18 protein-coding genes are annotated in these 15,949 nt (G+C 43.4%); 11 read left to right on the top strand and 7 right to left on the bottom strand.

What is annotated here, in order from left to right:
* Positions 1–191: 191 nt before the first annotated feature.
* Positions 192–431, top strand: coding sequence for a helix-turn-helix transcriptional regulator (locus SKC38_RS00840; protein ID WP_377974270.1), 240 nt, complete (start codon positions 192–194; stop codon positions 429–431).
* Between the two features lie 60 nt (positions 432–491).
* On the opposite strand, the gene SKC38_RS00835 is transcribed toward SKC38_RS00840, so the two are convergent.
* Positions 492–1,427, bottom strand: coding sequence for an alpha/beta fold hydrolase (locus tag SKC38_RS00835; RefSeq protein ID WP_377974268.1), 936 nt, complete (start codon positions 1,425–1,427; stop codon positions 492–494).
* A 90-nt stretch (positions 1,428–1,517) separates the two neighbouring features.
* Between SKC38_RS00835 and bla the strand changes: the two genes are divergently transcribed.
* The gene (bla, locus tag SKC38_RS00830; RefSeq protein WP_465252842.1) at positions 1,518–2,237 is read left to right on the top strand and encodes a subclass B1 metallo-beta-lactamase; all 720 of its coding nucleotides are present in this window, start codon (positions 1,518–1,520) and stop codon (positions 2,235–2,237) included.
* A gap of 1 nt (position 2,238) precedes the next feature.
* On the opposite strand, the gene SKC38_RS00825 is transcribed toward bla, so the two are convergent.
* The gene (locus SKC38_RS00825; RefSeq protein WP_377974265.1) at positions 2,239–2,490 is read right to left on the bottom strand and encodes a 4a-hydroxytetrahydrobiopterin dehydratase; all 252 of its coding nucleotides are present in this window, start codon (positions 2,488–2,490) and stop codon (positions 2,239–2,241) included.
* A 19-nt stretch (positions 2,491–2,509) separates the two neighbouring features.
* Positions 2,510–2,722: a DUF4287 domain-containing protein gene (locus tag SKC38_RS00820; protein ID WP_377974263.1), complete on the bottom strand. Its 213-nt coding sequence runs from the start codon at positions 2,720–2,722 to the stop codon at positions 2,510–2,512.
* A 178-nt stretch (positions 2,723–2,900) separates the two neighbouring features.
* On the opposite strand from SKC38_RS00820, the gene SKC38_RS00815 reads away from it, so the two are divergent.
* Positions 2,901–3,332 (top strand): ubiquinol-cytochrome c reductase iron-sulfur subunit, encoded by a 432-nt coding sequence (locus SKC38_RS00815; protein ID WP_377974261.1) that lies wholly within the window; start codon positions 2,901–2,903, stop codon positions 3,330–3,332.
* A 158-nt stretch (positions 3,333–3,490) separates the two neighbouring features.
* Here the strand turns inward: SKC38_RS00815 and SKC38_RS00810 are convergent, their stop codons facing one another.
* A complete protein-coding gene (locus tag SKC38_RS00810; RefSeq protein ID WP_377974260.1) occupies positions 3,491–4,402 on the bottom strand; it encodes a LysR family transcriptional regulator in 912 nt (303 codons plus the stop codon).
* A 261-nt stretch (positions 4,403–4,663) separates the two neighbouring features.
* On the opposite strand from SKC38_RS00810, the gene SKC38_RS00805 reads away from it, so the two are divergent.
* From SKC38_RS00805 to bioD, 5 genes are read left to right on the top strand one after another with little or no spacing between them, the layout of a single operon-like run.
* On the top strand, positions 4,664–5,635 hold the full coding sequence (locus SKC38_RS00805; protein ID WP_377974258.1) for a sodium-dependent bicarbonate transport family permease: 972 nt from the start codon (positions 4,664–4,666) through the stop codon (positions 5,633–5,635).
* A complete protein-coding gene (locus tag SKC38_RS00800) occupies positions 5,628–6,479 on the top strand; it encodes a DUF6671 family protein (RefSeq protein WP_377974257.1) in 852 nt (283 codons plus the stop codon). The genes SKC38_RS00805 and SKC38_RS00800 overlap by 8 nt, the downstream gene beginning before the upstream one ends.
* A 4-nt stretch (positions 6,480–6,483) precedes the next feature.
* Positions 6,484–7,434: an L-threonylcarbamoyladenylate synthase gene (locus tag SKC38_RS00795; RefSeq protein WP_377974255.1), complete on the top strand. Its 951-nt coding sequence runs from the start codon at positions 6,484–6,486 to the stop codon at positions 7,432–7,434.
* Positions 7,431–8,771 (top strand): dihydroorotase, encoded by a 1,341-nt coding sequence (locus tag SKC38_RS00790; RefSeq protein ID WP_377974254.1) that lies wholly within the window; start codon positions 7,431–7,433, stop codon positions 8,769–8,771. The genes SKC38_RS00795 and SKC38_RS00790 overlap by 4 nt, the downstream gene beginning before the upstream one ends.
* A gap of 6 nt (positions 8,772–8,777) precedes the next feature.
* Positions 8,778–9,389, top strand: a complete 612-nt coding sequence (gene bioD, locus SKC38_RS00785; protein ID WP_377974252.1) for a dethiobiotin synthase — start codon at positions 8,778–8,780, stop codon at positions 9,387–9,389.
* On the opposite strand, the gene SKC38_RS00780 is transcribed toward bioD, so the two are convergent.
* Together SKC38_RS00780 and SKC38_RS00775 are read right to left on the bottom strand one after the other, a co-directional pair.
* Positions 9,386–9,931 (bottom strand): dihydrofolate reductase family protein, encoded by a 546-nt coding sequence (locus SKC38_RS00780; protein WP_377974251.1) that lies wholly within the window; start codon positions 9,929–9,931, stop codon positions 9,386–9,388. The two genes, bioD and SKC38_RS00780, sit on opposite strands and share 4 nt — an antisense overlap.
* A complete protein-coding gene (locus SKC38_RS00775; protein ID WP_377974249.1) occupies positions 9,928–10,461 on the bottom strand; it encodes a VanZ family protein in 534 nt (177 codons plus the stop codon). The genes SKC38_RS00780 and SKC38_RS00775 overlap by 4 nt, the downstream gene beginning before the upstream one ends.
* A gap of 102 nt (positions 10,462–10,563) precedes the next feature.
* Here SKC38_RS00775 and SKC38_RS00770 point away from each other — a divergent pair, with 102 nt between their 5' ends.
* Together SKC38_RS00770 and SKC38_RS00765 are read left to right on the top strand one after the other, a co-directional pair.
* A complete protein-coding gene (locus SKC38_RS00770; RefSeq protein WP_377974247.1) occupies positions 10,564–12,183 on the top strand; it encodes a sodium:solute symporter family transporter in 1,620 nt (539 codons plus the stop codon).
* 3 nt (positions 12,184–12,186) lie between these two features.
* Positions 12,187–13,014: an inositol oxygenase family protein gene (locus tag SKC38_RS00765; protein ID WP_377974245.1), complete on the top strand. Its 828-nt coding sequence runs from the start codon at positions 12,187–12,189 to the stop codon at positions 13,012–13,014.
* Positions 13,015–13,081: 67 nt separating this feature from the next.
* Here the strand turns inward: SKC38_RS00765 and SKC38_RS00760 are convergent, their stop codons facing one another.
* Entirely contained in the window at positions 13,082–15,505 is a 2,424-nt protein-coding gene (locus SKC38_RS00760; protein ID WP_377974243.1) for a TonB-dependent receptor domain-containing protein, read from the bottom strand.
* 167 nt (positions 15,506–15,672) lie between these two features.
* On the opposite strand from SKC38_RS00760, the gene SKC38_RS00755 reads away from it, so the two are divergent.
* Positions 15,673–15,948, top strand: a complete 276-nt coding sequence (locus SKC38_RS00755; RefSeq protein WP_377974242.1) for a hypothetical protein — start codon at positions 15,673–15,675, stop codon at positions 15,946–15,948.
* Position 15,949 lies beyond the last annotated feature (1 nt).

Here is a 15,949-nt window from a genome sequence, read left to right as displayed (position 1 = left end):
CAATGAAGTTTTAGGACCCACATAGTTAAGTAATATCCTACTGTGTGGGTCTATATGGATACTGTTTTTTCTTCCTTTAGCCCAAAGCAATGTTTTTACTTTTTTCCCGTTAACTAAATGTACATTTGCTTTAACGGAATTGGGGTCAAATGTGACCTTGTGTCAGATTTGACCTTTTTCCATATTGGGCCATGAAACTAAAGAAGGAAGAGCTGGTCGTTCTAGTCGGCTCTAACATTCGGGAAATACGCAAGGAAAAAGGCCTAACCATCGAGAAGTTAGCGCATGAGGCTGAAATAGAAAGCAAGCAATTGCGTCGAATCGAATTGGGTCAAATCAATACAAGCATTTATCAGGTCTATAACCTTTCCTACTCGCTGAATGTCCCCATGCAGGACATTTTCTCAAATGTGCAAGCTAATGAGAATTAAATGCTCACCATTTAACTTGGGCATCAAAATCCGTGGATGATTTTCTGTTTGAATCTATCGTTAACGTATGAAATTCAAGATAGATGCCGTCACTTTCCCGGGAACTTCTTCCATGGGGACGTGGCCCACGTTTTTATAAATTTCTGCCCGACTGCCCAGAATATCTCGTTTGAAAAGCGCCACATTTTCCACGCTAATGAGGTTGTCTTTCTCGCCCCATAAGATGAGCGTGGGGCTTTTCACTTGATTGATTTGGCCCTTATTTTTCGTTGTACCAAAAGAGCCTTTGAAAATTTCCAATGCCACTGCGCGGTTTCCTTCTCGGATAGCGACATCGTGAAAGCGCTCTACCTGCGCGTCAGTTAATCGATTTTGATCGAAATAAATGGTTTCCAAACTCTTACGAACCAAGGTTTTGGGCGTTGCGTACAGTAACAAATTATTGATCACCGGAGTAGATGCAATTTTGAATCCCAACGAACCACTCTCGCCTTTTTTCGGATAACCCGCGGCATCAATTAAGACCATTTTGGCAAGACCCTTCGGATTGTGAAGTGCATAATTCCACGAGATTGCACCGCCCATGGAATTACCCACAAGGATGAAGCGTTTGATGTGGAGGCGCGTCGTAAATGAATCTATGAATTTCGAATAGTAATCAAAATTGTAGGTGTTTTCCGGCGAAGGACCGGTCAAGCCAAAACCCGGTAAGTCCAAACTAATTACTCTTCGCACCGACTTTAATCCCATCGCCACACTATCCCACGTATTCAAGGACGAAGACATTCCGTGCAATAAAATCAAGGGTACCGAATCTGTTTGTACGCCTTCGTCGCGGTAATGCACCTTCATCCCTAAGATCGACATGAAACGAGAATCTTGGTTGGCATACAATGGAACCAATTCCGATACTGGACGGTCACGTTCGCAAATGATGAATAAAAGAATGAACAAAAGAGCGAATATTCCGCCGACGATTTTGGTGGCTAGTTTCATGTCTGGGTGTTTTGGTGGGCTAAAATAAGGGATAGAAAGCACATCGTAGTCGAAAATGTATATTTTTGTTTTCACCTTTTGGAAATAATGATGAAGCGTTTGCTGTTTGTGCTTTTATGTGTGAGCTTTGGGGCGATAGGCCAACAAAAATTATACACGTCGGACCGATTGATTGTTACAAGTCTATCCGAAAATACATTCGTTCATACATCTTTTTTGCAGACAGATGATTTTGGCAAGGTTGCTTGCAATGGATTGATCATCCGTGATGGCTATGAAGTCGCGGTGTTTGATACACCTACTGACGACCCCAGTTCGCAAGAATTGATTCGATGGGTGCAGGAAGTGTTGAAATGCAAGATCGTGGCCATTGTGCCTACCCATTTTCACAGCGATTGCCTCGGGGGGCTTTCGGCATTTCATGCGGCGGGAATCCCATCGATTGCGAATGAAAAAACGATAGAATTAGCGAGTCAGAATCAAATGATGGTGCCCCAAAAGGGCTTTTCAAACAAGTCGAGTTTGCTTGTGGGGGGCAAAGAAGTTCAATTGCGTTTCTTTGGCGAAGGGCATACCCGCGATAATGTTGTGGCTTATTTCCCGGCTGAGCAAGTTCTTTTTGGAGGTTGTTTGATTAAGGAATTGCAAGCGACGAAAGGCTTTTTAGGTGATGCGAATGTAAGCGCTTGGTCGGAAACGGTAGCTAAAATTCAATCGGCTTTTTCGCAGGTGAAGCATGTTGTTCCAGGACATGGCGCTGTGGGAGATGCGAAATTATTGGAATATACGCGGCAGCTATTCAAGCAATAGATTATCCTTTCATCTCTGTAAAAAGCGTGTCAAAGATATTAGCTAATGCCCAATCTTTTTCTGTAACCTTGATACCTGCATCGTGCGTACTTAGGACGATGTCGATTCGATTATAGGTATTTGTCCACGTGGGATGATGATCTAATTCCGCGATTTTCTCAGCGGCCTTTTGCATGTACAACATGGCCGATTCAAAGGAGTCAAACGTGAACGTTTTTTCCAGTTGGCTTGCGGTTTCTATCCAGTTATTCATCGATTGTTTTTTAAGTAATTTAGTCTCTTTTCCCTTTGAAATAGGCGAAAATCGCATTGGCATGCCCATGGCCTAAATCAAAATCTGCTTTCAGCCAATTCACAATTTCGGTCGCTTTGGCGGCGGGAACTCCTTGTTTCAGGAATCCTTTTTCCTCGGCTAGTCGTACGAAATCTTCGGGCGTTTTACCTGTTTTGGCTTGTATGTTATCCATGTAGGCTTGAAATGACATAATCGTAAAAGGGTTTAATCCTTAAATGTAAAGATATATTTCGGAAAACGTCCTTGCTGGAAAAAGCATGCGGGCTTATGGCCTTATTCATCAGCGGTACGGATATATTTTTACTGGGTAAACCAGAAACAAATTCAATGTTTTCAAGTTTAAGCCGTGGATAAACCCTTTAAGCGATATGAAACGCAAAGAATTTTTAACAACACTGACAGGCAGTTTTTCGGTGGCCTGCCTCGCTTGCTTGGCGCAAGCTTGTTCAAAGGATGACAATGGCGCTCCTGCTCCGGTAAATAGCCCTGGGTCATCCTCGGGTTTCAGCATCAATTTAGATACGGATTTGAAGTCAGTAAATACGTATGTCGCCAAAAATGGATTCATTGTCATTCGTACCGCCACGGGGAATACGGTAGCGAGTTTTGTCGCTTATTCGGCAGTTTGTCCACATGCAGGAGCCACGGTGGAATACAATGCTAATACATCTTCGTTTTTATGCCCAGCGCATGGCTCGACCTTCAGTGCTACAGGAGCCTTGATTCAAGGGCCCGCGACAAGGGGCTTGACTAAATTAGAAATTGAGATTATGGGTTCATCACTGAAAGTGAAGGCCTAGTTAATCATAAAAAAAATTCATAATCACCATAATGAACTTAATTTTTTTTAATCAGCCTTGCTGCATAGGTTTGTATCGCAAACGTTAAGAGTTCGTTTACAAATTTAATTAATGAAAAGGGGTTTCATACAGAGCCGCCCATCGTTGGGCGGCTCTGTTTATTCAAAGTAATTTTTCCGAATGGCCTCTTTGTTTTCAAGGATATATTTCATGAAGGCTCTTGCAACAGGGGAGGGATTTTTTTCCTTGTGCCAAATCAACTTCCAAGTCGTACTGATGGGAAGTCCACTTCGTTTAATGATTGCTAATTGACCATTTTTCAACTCGTTCTTTATACCGATCATAGGCATGATGGAATAGCCAAGCCCAGCCATCACGGCTTGCTTTACTGCCTCATTCGACATTAATTCAATCTTTTTCAAGGCATGAATACCCTGTTTTTTTAAATAGGATTCCATAATTTTTCGAGTGCCAGATCCATTTTCTCGAAATATTAATGGAAGCTCTTTGTTGAACTCTTGAAAGGCGAATTTAGGATTCAATGCCGCCGTGGAGGGATTCCCCACTAGATAAAGTTCATTTTCTAAGATATCAATATAGTCGTATGCTGGGCTATTCACATCCGTCGAAATCAGACTGAAATCTACCTCGTTGTTTTCCAAACTTTGGAATACTTTTTCCCGATTAGTTACATCGATGCTGATCTCCACCCCCGGATTATTTTTCAGGAACTCCGTTAAAAAATAGGGCAATACATACTTGCCCGTCGAAACAACGGAAACTTTCAGTCGGCCAAGTAACTGGTCCTTAAACGCCATAGTCTTGTAATTGATGGCATAGACTTGATCAATGATTCCTTCTGCCGACTTGGCGATTTCTTGGCCAAAATCAGTTACGTAGATCTTTTTACCGATAATCTCAATTAACGGAATTTCAAATTGCGCTTGGAAGTTTTTTATCTGAATGGAAACAGCGGGCTGCGTCAGGTTTAACTCCTCTGCCGCTTTGGTAATACTCATCGTTTGGACCACTTTCAAATAGATCTGTAGTTGATTGAGTGTATAGTTCATAAAAATTACTAATATATTTCATTATAAACTTAAATAAAAATTATTAAAATTCTCGAACTTATTTTGCAAAAAAAACGAATGCAAAAAAAACCGACCAAACATTCCTTCCTTTTTCTACTGCATGTAATAGGCATACTTGTTTTCTTAATCATGTGCTTTGTGAACCATGATCCGATCATGGATAAGCTGTTTATTAGTCTATTAATCATCCTAGCGTTAAATTTCTTAAAACTGATGCAAAGCCCTAATTAATCCGTCGATATGTCCCATTTTGAACTTCTGATTTTTAATCTCAAAAACCCAACACTCCTTTTTTTCATTTTGGGTGTCATTGCCAAACTCGTGAAAAGTGATTTGGAAATACCTTCTGCTTCGAAGGCATTTATTGCGCTCTATTTGCTCTTTTCTATTGGTTTTAATGGAGGGGCTGAACTTGCGGTTACCGGAATTTCGCAAGAAGTTCTTGTGAATTTGATTTTTGGTCTTCTTCTAGCCACGCTAATTCCGATCTACTCTTTTTTCATCTTAAAAACGAAACTGAATTCATTTGACTCTGGAGCCATTGCCTCTTGTTATGGTTCCGTTAGTGCTGTCACCTTCGTTACCGCTGTCGCATTTTTGGAAATGAATCACATGAAACTAGGCGGCGAAATGGTCGCCGTCATGGCCTCCATGGAATTTCCAGCGATCATTATGGGCGTTATACTAATGAATCTGTTTCCAAGTTCCTCCGAATCTAAAAGCCCCAAAACGCCTTGGCGATCAGCGCTTAAACACGCGGTAACCAATGGTAGTGTTCTCATGATTTTCGGTAGTTTGCTTATCGGATTTATTTCCGACTCGAATCAATCTGTCGGGATTAAACATTTCACTTCCGACATTTTTAAAGGATTTTTAGCCATTTACCTGCTCGATATGGGCATGGTTGCAGCAGGCCGCTTTGCGGCTTTTAAGAAGCAGGGAGCCTTTTTAATCTGTTTTGCCATATTTGTTCCACTTTTAAACGGGGTGGTAACAGCCTACCTGAGTCAGTATGTCACAGTTAATGAGGCCAGCAGACTTATTTTCGCCGTGTTAGCCGCGAGTGCGTCCTACATTGCCGTACCCGCAGCCATGCGTTTGGTTGCTCCCAAAGCAGATCCCGGTATTTTCATTCCTATGGCTTTAGGCGTGACCTTCCCCATCAATATTACCATCGGAATGCCTTTGTTTCTTCAAATAATTCATGGATAGTTCGCTGTTTTTCCAGGGTCGAAATATTGCCATTGCCACCAAACATGGCAAGGAAGCTGTCATTGCGCCACGTTTATCGGAAGCGCTTGGTTTGCAATGTGTAAACAGCGACCAACTCGATACGGATTCACTGGGCACTTTTTCTGGTGAAGTGGAACGCAGATATAATCCCTTAGAAACTGCGCGAATGAAATGCTCCCTGGCAATGGAAATTGCGGGGACCGAGTTGGCAATTGCCTCGGAAGGTTCTTTTGGTGCCCACCCTTCAATCCCATTTATTCCAGCACACGAGGAGCTTTTGCTTCTTATCGATAAAAAAAATGCATGGGAATTTGTCGTAAAGAAGCTAGAGACAAAGACCAATTACAGTCAAATTCTCCTTCAGTCATACGATGCGTTGGAAGGATTTTTGGCACAAGCACAATTCCCCTCGCATGCCATTATTATCAAGAAAAGTGCTGACGATCCAACGGATTGTGTGAAAGGAGTACATGACGAAAAGACCTTGCGCGAAACGATTGAACGTTTCATGCAACGCTACGGGCAATGTAGCCTGGAAACGGATATGCGCGCGATGCATAATCCAACTCGCATGAAGGTAATCGATGCCTTGACGGTTGAGCTAATCCAACAAATTCAATCGGCCTGTCCTGTTTGTAATACGCCTGGATTTAGGCTTACCGACATCCAACGGGGTCTTCTTTGTTCAAATTGCGGATTACCTACCCGAAGCGTAAAATCGGAAGTTTTTCGTTGCCAAAACTGTCAGCATACCGAGTATCGGGATCCCAGCCATGGCCTAAAAAATGAAGACCCCATGTTTTGCGATTTTTGTAACCCTTAATAATATGATTACCAAAGACCTGTCGATTATTTGTGAACGCTTGAAACAAGGTGATTTAATAGGACTGCCTACGGAAACTGTTTATGGTTTGGCGGCAAATCTATTCAATTCCGAAGCCGTTTCTTCCATCTTTAGAACCAAAAATAGACCCACGACGAATCCGATTATTGTGCACGTCGCCTCTATTAGCCAAGCGCGCGCTTTAGTGAAGCGCTTTCCCGAGAAAGCCACCCTGCTAGCGAAGCATTTTTGGCCCGGACCCTTAACGATGATTCTTCCCAAAAATCAAACGGTCAGTGGGCTCGTTACCGCCGAGCAGGAAAATGTGGCCATTCGAATTCCGAATCACCAAACAGCACTTAGTCTTCTGAATCAATTGGACTTTCCATTGGTTGCCCCGAGTGCTAATCCCTTTAATCGGATTAGTCCAACCACAGCGGAACATGTTGAGTCTTATTTCCCGGCGATTTATACGCTAGACGGCGGGCCTTGTACTTCGGGTGTCGAATCCACTATCGTAGGATTTGAAGGAGATGAAGTGGTATTACTCCGGCACGGAGCGATTTCCATTGAGTCCATTGAAGCCCAGGTTGGGCGTATATTAAACCGGACGGCGGCATCTGAACATGCATCACTTCCTGGCCAACATAAGAAACATTATGCCCCGACCTGTTCCTTGATTGTAACGTATGAACCCCTGTTTATGCTCAGCACAGTCAAGCAAAAAAAGGTGGGAATTCTTTGGTTTAAATCCGTTCAAATTGAAAGCATTCATGTGGAGGTTAATCTCGTATTAGCCCCCTCAGGCGACCTAGCAGAAGCTGCCCAAAACTTATTTTCCGCGCTTCATACCTTAGATAAGATGGGTCTCGATTTAATTATTGTAGAGAGACTCCCCGCGCATGGACTTGGAAACACCATCAACGATCGCTTAGACCGCGCCGCGACCCAATGAAAAAATACCTAATCACAAATGCTCTGTTAATTAACGAAGGGCAAACCAAACCCAGCGATGTGCTCATCGCTGGCGAGCGAATCGAACGCATCGGAAACGAGATCTCTGATGCGAACGCGCAGGTAATTGATTTTCAAGGGAATTACTTGATTCCCGGAATGATCGACGATCAAGTCCATTTTCGAGATCCAGGATTAACGTACAAAGCGGATATCCATACGGAATCCAAAGCCGCCGTGGCCGGAGGAATTACCTCTTTTATGGATATGCCGAACACGATTCCGAATACCTTGACGCGCGCCTTGTTGGAAGAAAAATACCAACTAGCCGCTCAAAAATCTTTGGCTAATTATTCTTTTTTCATGGGGGTTACCGCCTCGAATCTGGAGGAAGCACTGCGCGTAGATAATGAATCGGTTTGTGGGATTACCGACGATGGTCTCTACCTAGAAAAGCAAGAGATTTTGGCCAATAACCCTGAATACCTTGAAAAATTATTTTCCCGAGCGGAAACCTTGGTGGCCTTGCATAGCGAAGATGATTCCGTGATACGGAGAAATTTACAGCAATACCAACAAGCCTACGGCGATCAAATTCCTATTGCACTTCATCCGGCTATTCGTAGTTCCGAGGCTTGTGAAACAGCTACCCGAAGGGTTTTGGACATTCAAAAAAAATACAACAACCGCCTGCATTTTTTTCATATATCGACAGCCGCGGAAGCGAAATTATTTAGTCCTGAACCCATTGAAAAAAAGCGCGTCACAGCAGAGGCTTGCATTCATCATCTGTGTTTTACCGATGCGGATTACGAAAACGTAGGAAGTAAAATCATGTGGAATCCATCCGTTAAGTCGGAGGAGGACCGCGTCGAATTATTGAAAGCTTTGCAGGATGGGCGATTGGATATTATTGCCACAGATCATGCGCCACATAGTCTCGAAGAAAAGACAGGAAATTACCTGCAAATCAAATCCGGTGCACTCATGGTCCAACATGCTATATTGATGCTTTTGGAACTCGTGGGTCGGGGGGAATTAGCACTAACGACATTGGTCGATAAAACGAGTCACCGCGTTGCCGACTGCTATAAAATGGTCGATCGAGGCTATATCCGAGAAGGGTATTTTGCAGATCTTGTTGAAGTCGCTCCATCAGCCCCTTGGGAAGTAAAAACTCAATCGCTCCTTTATAAATGTGGGTGGTCACCAGCGGTGGGACGAAGATTCTCACATCAAATTAAACGCACTTTTGTCAGTGGGAACCTGTGTTTTCAAGATGGGAAATTCACGAATGGGCAGACAGGGAAAAGATTACAATTTCACAAAATTAGATAAACAACGATGCAATTTTTTGTCACAGGAATAGGAACTGAAATCGGGAAGACTGTTGTGTCTTCTATACTTACCGAATATTTACAAGCTGATTATTGGAAGCCGGTCCAATCGGGAGATTTGCACCTAACCGATACCATGAAAGTACAAGCGCTTGTTTCAAATACGAAATCATACTTCCATCCGGAGAGGTACCGACTAAACGCGCCGCTTTCCCCACATGCCTCTGCGGCATTGGATGGGGTGCAAATCCAGCTTTCTGATTTTACTTTACCTCAGACGTCTAATCATCTAATTGTTGAGGGTGCTGGCGGACTCATGGTTCCATTGAATGATCAAGATCTGATGATTGACCTTATACAGCAGTTGGGAATTCCTGTCATACTCGTTTCGCGCAATTACCTAGGAAGCATCAATCACACGGTTTTATCCATCGAGGCTTTGCAGCGTCGGGAAATTCCTATAGCCGGAATTGTGATTAATGGAGAGCCCAATCCCGCGACGGAATCATTCATTGAATCCATGAGTGCTTTGCCTATACTGTTTCGAGTGGGGCAGTTCGCTGAAATTTCTAAAGAAGAAATTCAGCGGTTTACTCAATCATTGAAATGCTTTTTTTAATGTTCAGCCGTTGTTCGCTCAAACACCTGTTGGACCAATCCATTCGCATAGGTTTTGGAACGGACACATCGAAAGTATATGGGGTTCGTTAAAGCGCCAAAGAGTCGGACCCCATCACCGATCAGAACCGGAATGGTGGTGATGGTTAGGGTTCCAACTTTATCCGCTCGTAAAAAAGACTGAATGACTTGGCCGCCGTCGAGGTAAAAATGCTGAAAGCCTTTGGCCTGGATGAGGGTCTCTACTTCTGCTAAAGTTCCTCGCACGAGTTCTGCTTTGCCGGCCAATTCCGCGGGTATCTGGTTGAGCGTTTGGCTCCAAACAAAAACGGGTTTGGTATAAGGCCATTCCACTCCAAAACTCAAAACAGTTTCAAAACTTTTGCGACCCATCAAGATCACATCCACTTGGTCCATGAAAGCATAATACCCCATGTCATCTCCTTCCGGCATCGGAAAGGTGTCCAAGAACCCCACGCCACCTTGGGCATCAGCAATGTAGCCATCAAGGCTTGTCGCAATAAATACGTGATGTTGTTTCATCGGAGAGGCATTGGGTTCATGGGAACTGAATGACTAAGGTAATAAAGCAAAAGCCCGAGTAAAATGATGGAAAACATGAGCGTGAATGCCTTTTGCCAGTTCCCGGGTAATAGCGCGCAAAAATAATATCCTAAAATGAATCCAAGGCTATTCAATAAGACATCGTCTATATCAAAAAATCCAATTTGGAATATATGCTGAATAATCTCGATACTTAAACTCGTACACAAAGCGAGCATGAAAATCGTGTTCCGACGAATATCAGGGAATCCTGCAGGTATTAAAAATCCGATGGGTGCGAGTAACAGCAAATTTCCTGCAAGATTTAAGCCGACAATCAGCAAACCTTTATTACCCATGAAATATGAAGCAATTGTTTTGAATGGAATCCAATTCGGATCTCCTGTTTGGGTCCCTCCAAAATAGAATCGCATGTGGCCGACAAGGATCATGTCCAAATCCTTGAAGACCACAAATTTGATTAAAAGCAGTAAATAGAACGCAATTAGCGTGCGCGTAAAAATCTTCATTGCATAAAATAAACGTTTTTAAAATTAGTATTAAAGCAATATTAAATTGAATTTCTTAAGTTTGATAAACCAAAGCAATTGCTTCGAACCTATTAAACTTTCATGAAACAATTACAAAGCCTCGACTACGTCGTATTTCTTCTCTATTTTGTTTCTGTGACCTGCTATGGTTACTGGGTATATCAGCGAAAAAAGAAGGCAGAAATTAGTACCAAAGACTTTTTCCTTGCGGAAGGTTCCTTAACCTGGTGGGCGATTGGTGCATCTTTACTGGCTTCCAATATTTCTGCCGAACACTTCATCGGGATGTCCGGCTCTGGCTTCGCTATCGGTTTAGCCATCTCATCCTACGAATGGATGTCGGCAGCCGCCCTCGTCATCGTCGCTGTTTTCTTCGTCCCCATTTTCTTAAAAAATAAGATTTACACGATGCCACAGTTCTTGTCGCAACGCTATAATAATACGGTGGCGACGATTATGGCGGTTTTCTGGCTCTTGCTCTATGTGTTTGTGAACCTGACGTCCATCCTGTATTTAGGTGCGTTGGCGATTGAAAGCATCACTTCAATTCCTTTTTTATATGCGATGATTGGACTCGCAATCTTCGCGATCTTCATTACCTTGGGTGGGATGAAGGTGATCGGTTATACCGATTTCATTCAAGTAATTGTGTTGATTATCGGGGGATTGGTGGTGACTTATTTGGCCTTGGATATGGTTTCCGATCGCTTTAACAGCGGAGGCGTTTTTGGGGGCTTGTTGGAATTGCGTTCGCAGGCCGACGACCATTTTCACATGATTTTTTCCGAGGGAGATAAGTATTATGATGCGCTTCCGGGCTTCGCAATTTTGTTTGGTGGGATGTGGATTAATAACCTGAATTATTGGGGTTGTAATCAATATATCGTTCAAAGGACGCTGGGTGCCGACTTGCCCACAGCTCGTTCTGGGATTTTGTTTGCGGCCTTTTTGAAATTACTGATGCCATTAATCTGTGTGATTCCGGGGATTGCGATGTATGTCCTTTACCAAAATGGGGCCTTCCAAAGCGAGATGGCCATTAATGGGATTATTAAACCCGATCACTCGTATCCGACCTTAATGAATCTATTGCCTGCTGGCCTTAAAGGCTTATCTTTTGCCGCATTAACCGCTGCGATCGTGGCCTCTTTGGCAGGGAAAAGCAATAGTATTTCCACGATTTTCAGCTTGGATATTTACAAAAAATCCTTGAACCCCAATGCCTCAGAAGCCCAAACCGTTTGGGTGGGTCGCATCGCGATTTGGGTATCTTTTGCCATCGCATTGTTGATTGCGCCGCAATTACGCCAACTGGAGCAAGCGTATCAATTCATTCAAGAATATTCCAACTACCTGACGCCAGGTGCCTTTGCGCTATTCTCTTTGGGATTGTTTTGGAAAAGAACAACATCTGCCGCCGCGATTGTTGCTGCGGTTGCTTCGATCCCACTCGTGGTTTTATTCAAGAATTTGCATACTTTTATCGGCGGAAATCCAATTCCATTTTTGAATGTAACCATGTGGGTCTATTTGATTCTGGTTGCCATCATGGTCTTGATTTCTTTGGCAGATCGTTCTAGCATCGATAATCCGAAAGGCTTAGCAGTGGAACGTGCCGACTTCACCGTCAGCGGCCAATTTGCGATTATTTCAATTTTAATTATGGGCATCGTATCGGCGCTTTATACTGTATTTTATTAAATCATGGAAACAATTTCTAAAGACAAATCGGAATTTCGTAACTACGATCAAGGGGATATCACGGCGGCTGTCAAAGAGCATTACCGCAAGATGCGTTCGCGCCAGACTTATGACTATGTGTTGCGCATGAAGAAAAAGTATTTGACCTTCGATCATCCCATGGATTTGTGGGAAATGATGGAGCGTTTAAATGTACTCGTGGATGTGTCTGATCCAGACTTGAATCTCCCAAACATCATTCACTTATTGCAATCGGCAGAAGGTTTACGCGCAGATGGCCGACCGGATTGGATGCAATTAGTGGGTTTAATTCATGATTTAGGAAAAGCGATGTACTTGTTCGGATCGGATGAAGATGGAACTTCTCAAGCGGAGCAATGGGGCTTGGTGGGCGACGTGTTTGTGGTGGGTTGTAAACTTCCAGATTCATGTGTCTATCCGGAGTTCAATGCATTAAATCCTGACATGCAGGATAGTCGTTACAATACCGAATTAGGGGTTTACGAGGCAGGTTGTGGTTTAGATAATTTGCATTTGGCCTGGGGACATGATGAGTATTTATACCAAGTATTAAAAAATCACGCAGATAATAAAATCCCAGAAGCGGGTATGGCGATGATTCGCTACCACTCGTTCTACCCATGGCATTCCGGCGGAAGTTATCGCCAATTCATGACTGCTAAAGATGAGCAATATTTGGACTGGATTCACGATTTCAACAAGTACGATCTATATACCAAATCACCTGTCGTGCCCGTTTACGAAGAACTAAAATCCTACTACATGCCGATTGCCGAGAAGTATTTAGGCAAGGGACCGATCAACTGGTAGTACGATTATTAATTAAAATGAAATGGCATTTCTTCGCTATTAAGATTGAAGAAATGCCATTCTTTTTTTAGTTGATGAATTTCAAATTCAAGCCCACATACCAAGTGCGGCCATCTGCTGGTAAAATTCCAGGACCCGGATATCCGCCGGAACGTCTAGTGAAATAGCGTTCGTCTGTCAGGTTGTTTACCCCAAATTTCAATTGGGCATATTTTTTAAATTTATACGACCCCGAAATGTCTTGCACTTGGTAGGCGGGAATCAGACCCGTGGTTGCAGCGGCATTGGGTGTGATCGTGTTGCTAGCATCTGCGAAAGCGGAACCGATGTCACTGATTTGCCAACTGAGCGAAAGCCCTTTTTTGGAATATGTAATGCCATAGCGATTAATTTTTTCGGGGGCATTTTCAACTTGTTTGCCAGCTAGGTTTCCTTCGACAATTTGGCCATTGACAAGCGATGTTGTTTTAAAATCCATGTAGCGCGCTTGAATGGCTGCGATGGATGCAAAAACGGAGATATTGCCTAATCGTTGGTGTTTTAACCATGCGGTCGTTGGGCTAAATTCCACGTAAGCTTCCATCCCTTTGGATACTGAATGCCCTAGGTTTGTGCGGAATTGATAGATTTTCCCATCGGTATTTGTCCGCGAAATCGTACCTACGCGATTGTCATAATCCAGGTAAAAATAGTCGACATCAAAAGTCAGGTAATTCGCGATTTCACCTCGATAGCCTAAGTCGAAATTGAAACCTTTGGCATCTTTCAAATTGGGGTCGATAACATCCGTCGTAGCGGGAGGCAATAAGTCGGAAGCCAAAACAGGTCGATAAGCCTGCGCGATATTGCTATAAAATTTTGTGTTTGGGCTCATTTTGTATTCAGCGCCAGCGCCCAATAACACGAATGAACGGCCACGGCTGCTTGGAGTTGCTGCGATTGGTAAACCGGCGGCACTTAATCCGGATTGTCCCATCATGTGCGTTTCGATTTGCTCTAAGCGGGCTCCCAAGGTGATGAGTAAGGGTTCGGAGGGTCTCAAAATGGTTTCTGCGAATGCGGCATAATTGCTGTTGTGAAATACTAAATCCCGCGTGAATAAACCTTGAATGGCAAAATTCATATCCGTTCCCTTGCTGCCTACTCCTAATTGTTTCCGCTTTATTTCGCCATTAAAGTAGCGTAAACCCGCTGCGAGGGTATTCTTCCATCGCCCGATTTTGTAGTTAGTCAAATAGCGCAATTCAGCTCCGTTTGTTTGATAATAATCCTGGTCAACCTGTCTCGTTCCGTTCAAATCTGACTCCGTAATTGCCTTTGTAAATCCAATCGAACTCCGTTCAGCCGTGGTCCCAAAATATTTCAAGCTAAGCTTTGATTCCGGACTGATGATGTAGTCGGCGGTCAGCGCATAAATTAACCAAGGATTGCTAAACCAATTTCGGGAACGTAAACTTTGTTGGGCATTTTGAGCAAATGCCGCATCCGTCAGTCCACCAGCTTGTTGGCTTTGCGTGTACATATACGTCATTTGGGCGCCAATTTTTAATTTGTTCGAAACGGCATAGGATAACTCTCCATGGGAGTGATCCGTGTTGAAATAGGAGTTTTGGCGCCAACCATTTCCCATTCTTTTTTGATAATAGGTCGTGTAGCTTAGTCGGCCTGACGTCCCACCCACGTAATTAAATGAGCTGATTAAACCGTTATTTCCGGTTGTGTTTTGGCTTTCTACGACCAGTTTGGTGGATATGTCCGGTTTACGCAGGATGAAGTTCATTAGCCCACCAAATTGCGGACCATATTGCAAGGAACTCGCGCCGCGAATGATTTCGATACGATCCACGACTTCCATGGGAGGGGTGTAATAGGCCTCGGGGTAGCCCATCGGGTCGGGTGTGATGTCATAGCCATCCATGCGCACATTAAATTCCCAGGAACGGTTGGGCGAAAGTCCACGGGAAGCGACGCCTAATTGTATGCCGGAGCCATCACTTTCCCAAACGGAAATGCCTGGTGTTCGGGAGAATATTTGGCGGGAATTATTCATGGCTAAATTCGCCTGTAAATGATCGAGTACGATGACCTCATTTTTTTTGCCGGCCGTGATCGTGTATTCATTGACCTGTGGTAAAAAAGTATTTCCTTTCACGCCCGACTGCGCATAGACCGAAACACCTTGAAGTTCCGTGACGTCGCGTAGGATGAAGTTGGCATTGCGTTGTTCCCCTTCGCCCAAGGTTAATTCTTGGATGCTCGGCTGATAACCTACAAAACTTACTTTGATGCTGTATTTACCCGGCTTTAAGGCTTTAAGTATGTATTGGCCGTTTGTGTTACTTTCAACGCCTCTGACTGTTCCTATAAGTACTACGGATGCGCCCGGAAGGACTTCGTTTGTTTCGGATTTGATTTGACCAGAAATAACACCTAATTGGGCAAAAGATGGAATGGAAAGCAGGAATATGAATGTGATTAGCGTGTTTTTCATGTAAATCTTATTTAGACTAATTTTAAATAGAGCACAAATGTAGGTTGGCGAATTGACATGTGCAACACTATTTAGAATTATTTTAAATAAGAGCCAATTGTGACGAATGGTTTTGAATACAGGGTTGAAAATCTAATTTTGATGCATTAAATACGATAGATTCTCTTATGAAAACATCTTTCAATAAATTTCTTTACATCGGTTTTGTCGTCATGGGTTTTGTTCAGTTGCTAACGAATCACGCTTTGACCGAGGCTGCAACACAATTTGGAATCGCATTAGCATTTGATCCTTTTGATCAATCCCAGCCATGGAAAGAACGCCCTACCTGGCAAAAGGCGGTATTGGTTATACATCTTGCTTTCGTTGTGGGCTTATTTGGTTATGAGGTAGGATCGTCTGATTTAGTGCAAGGTTTTAAAGACGGCTGGAACGGTAAATAGA

This window comes from Aquirufa echingensis (assembly GCF_042714525.1).
Classification (GTDB): domain Bacteria; phylum Bacteroidota; class Bacteroidia; order Cytophagales; family Spirosomataceae; genus Aquirufa; species Aquirufa echingensis.
This window is presented reverse-complemented; position numbering and strand designations above follow the sequence as displayed.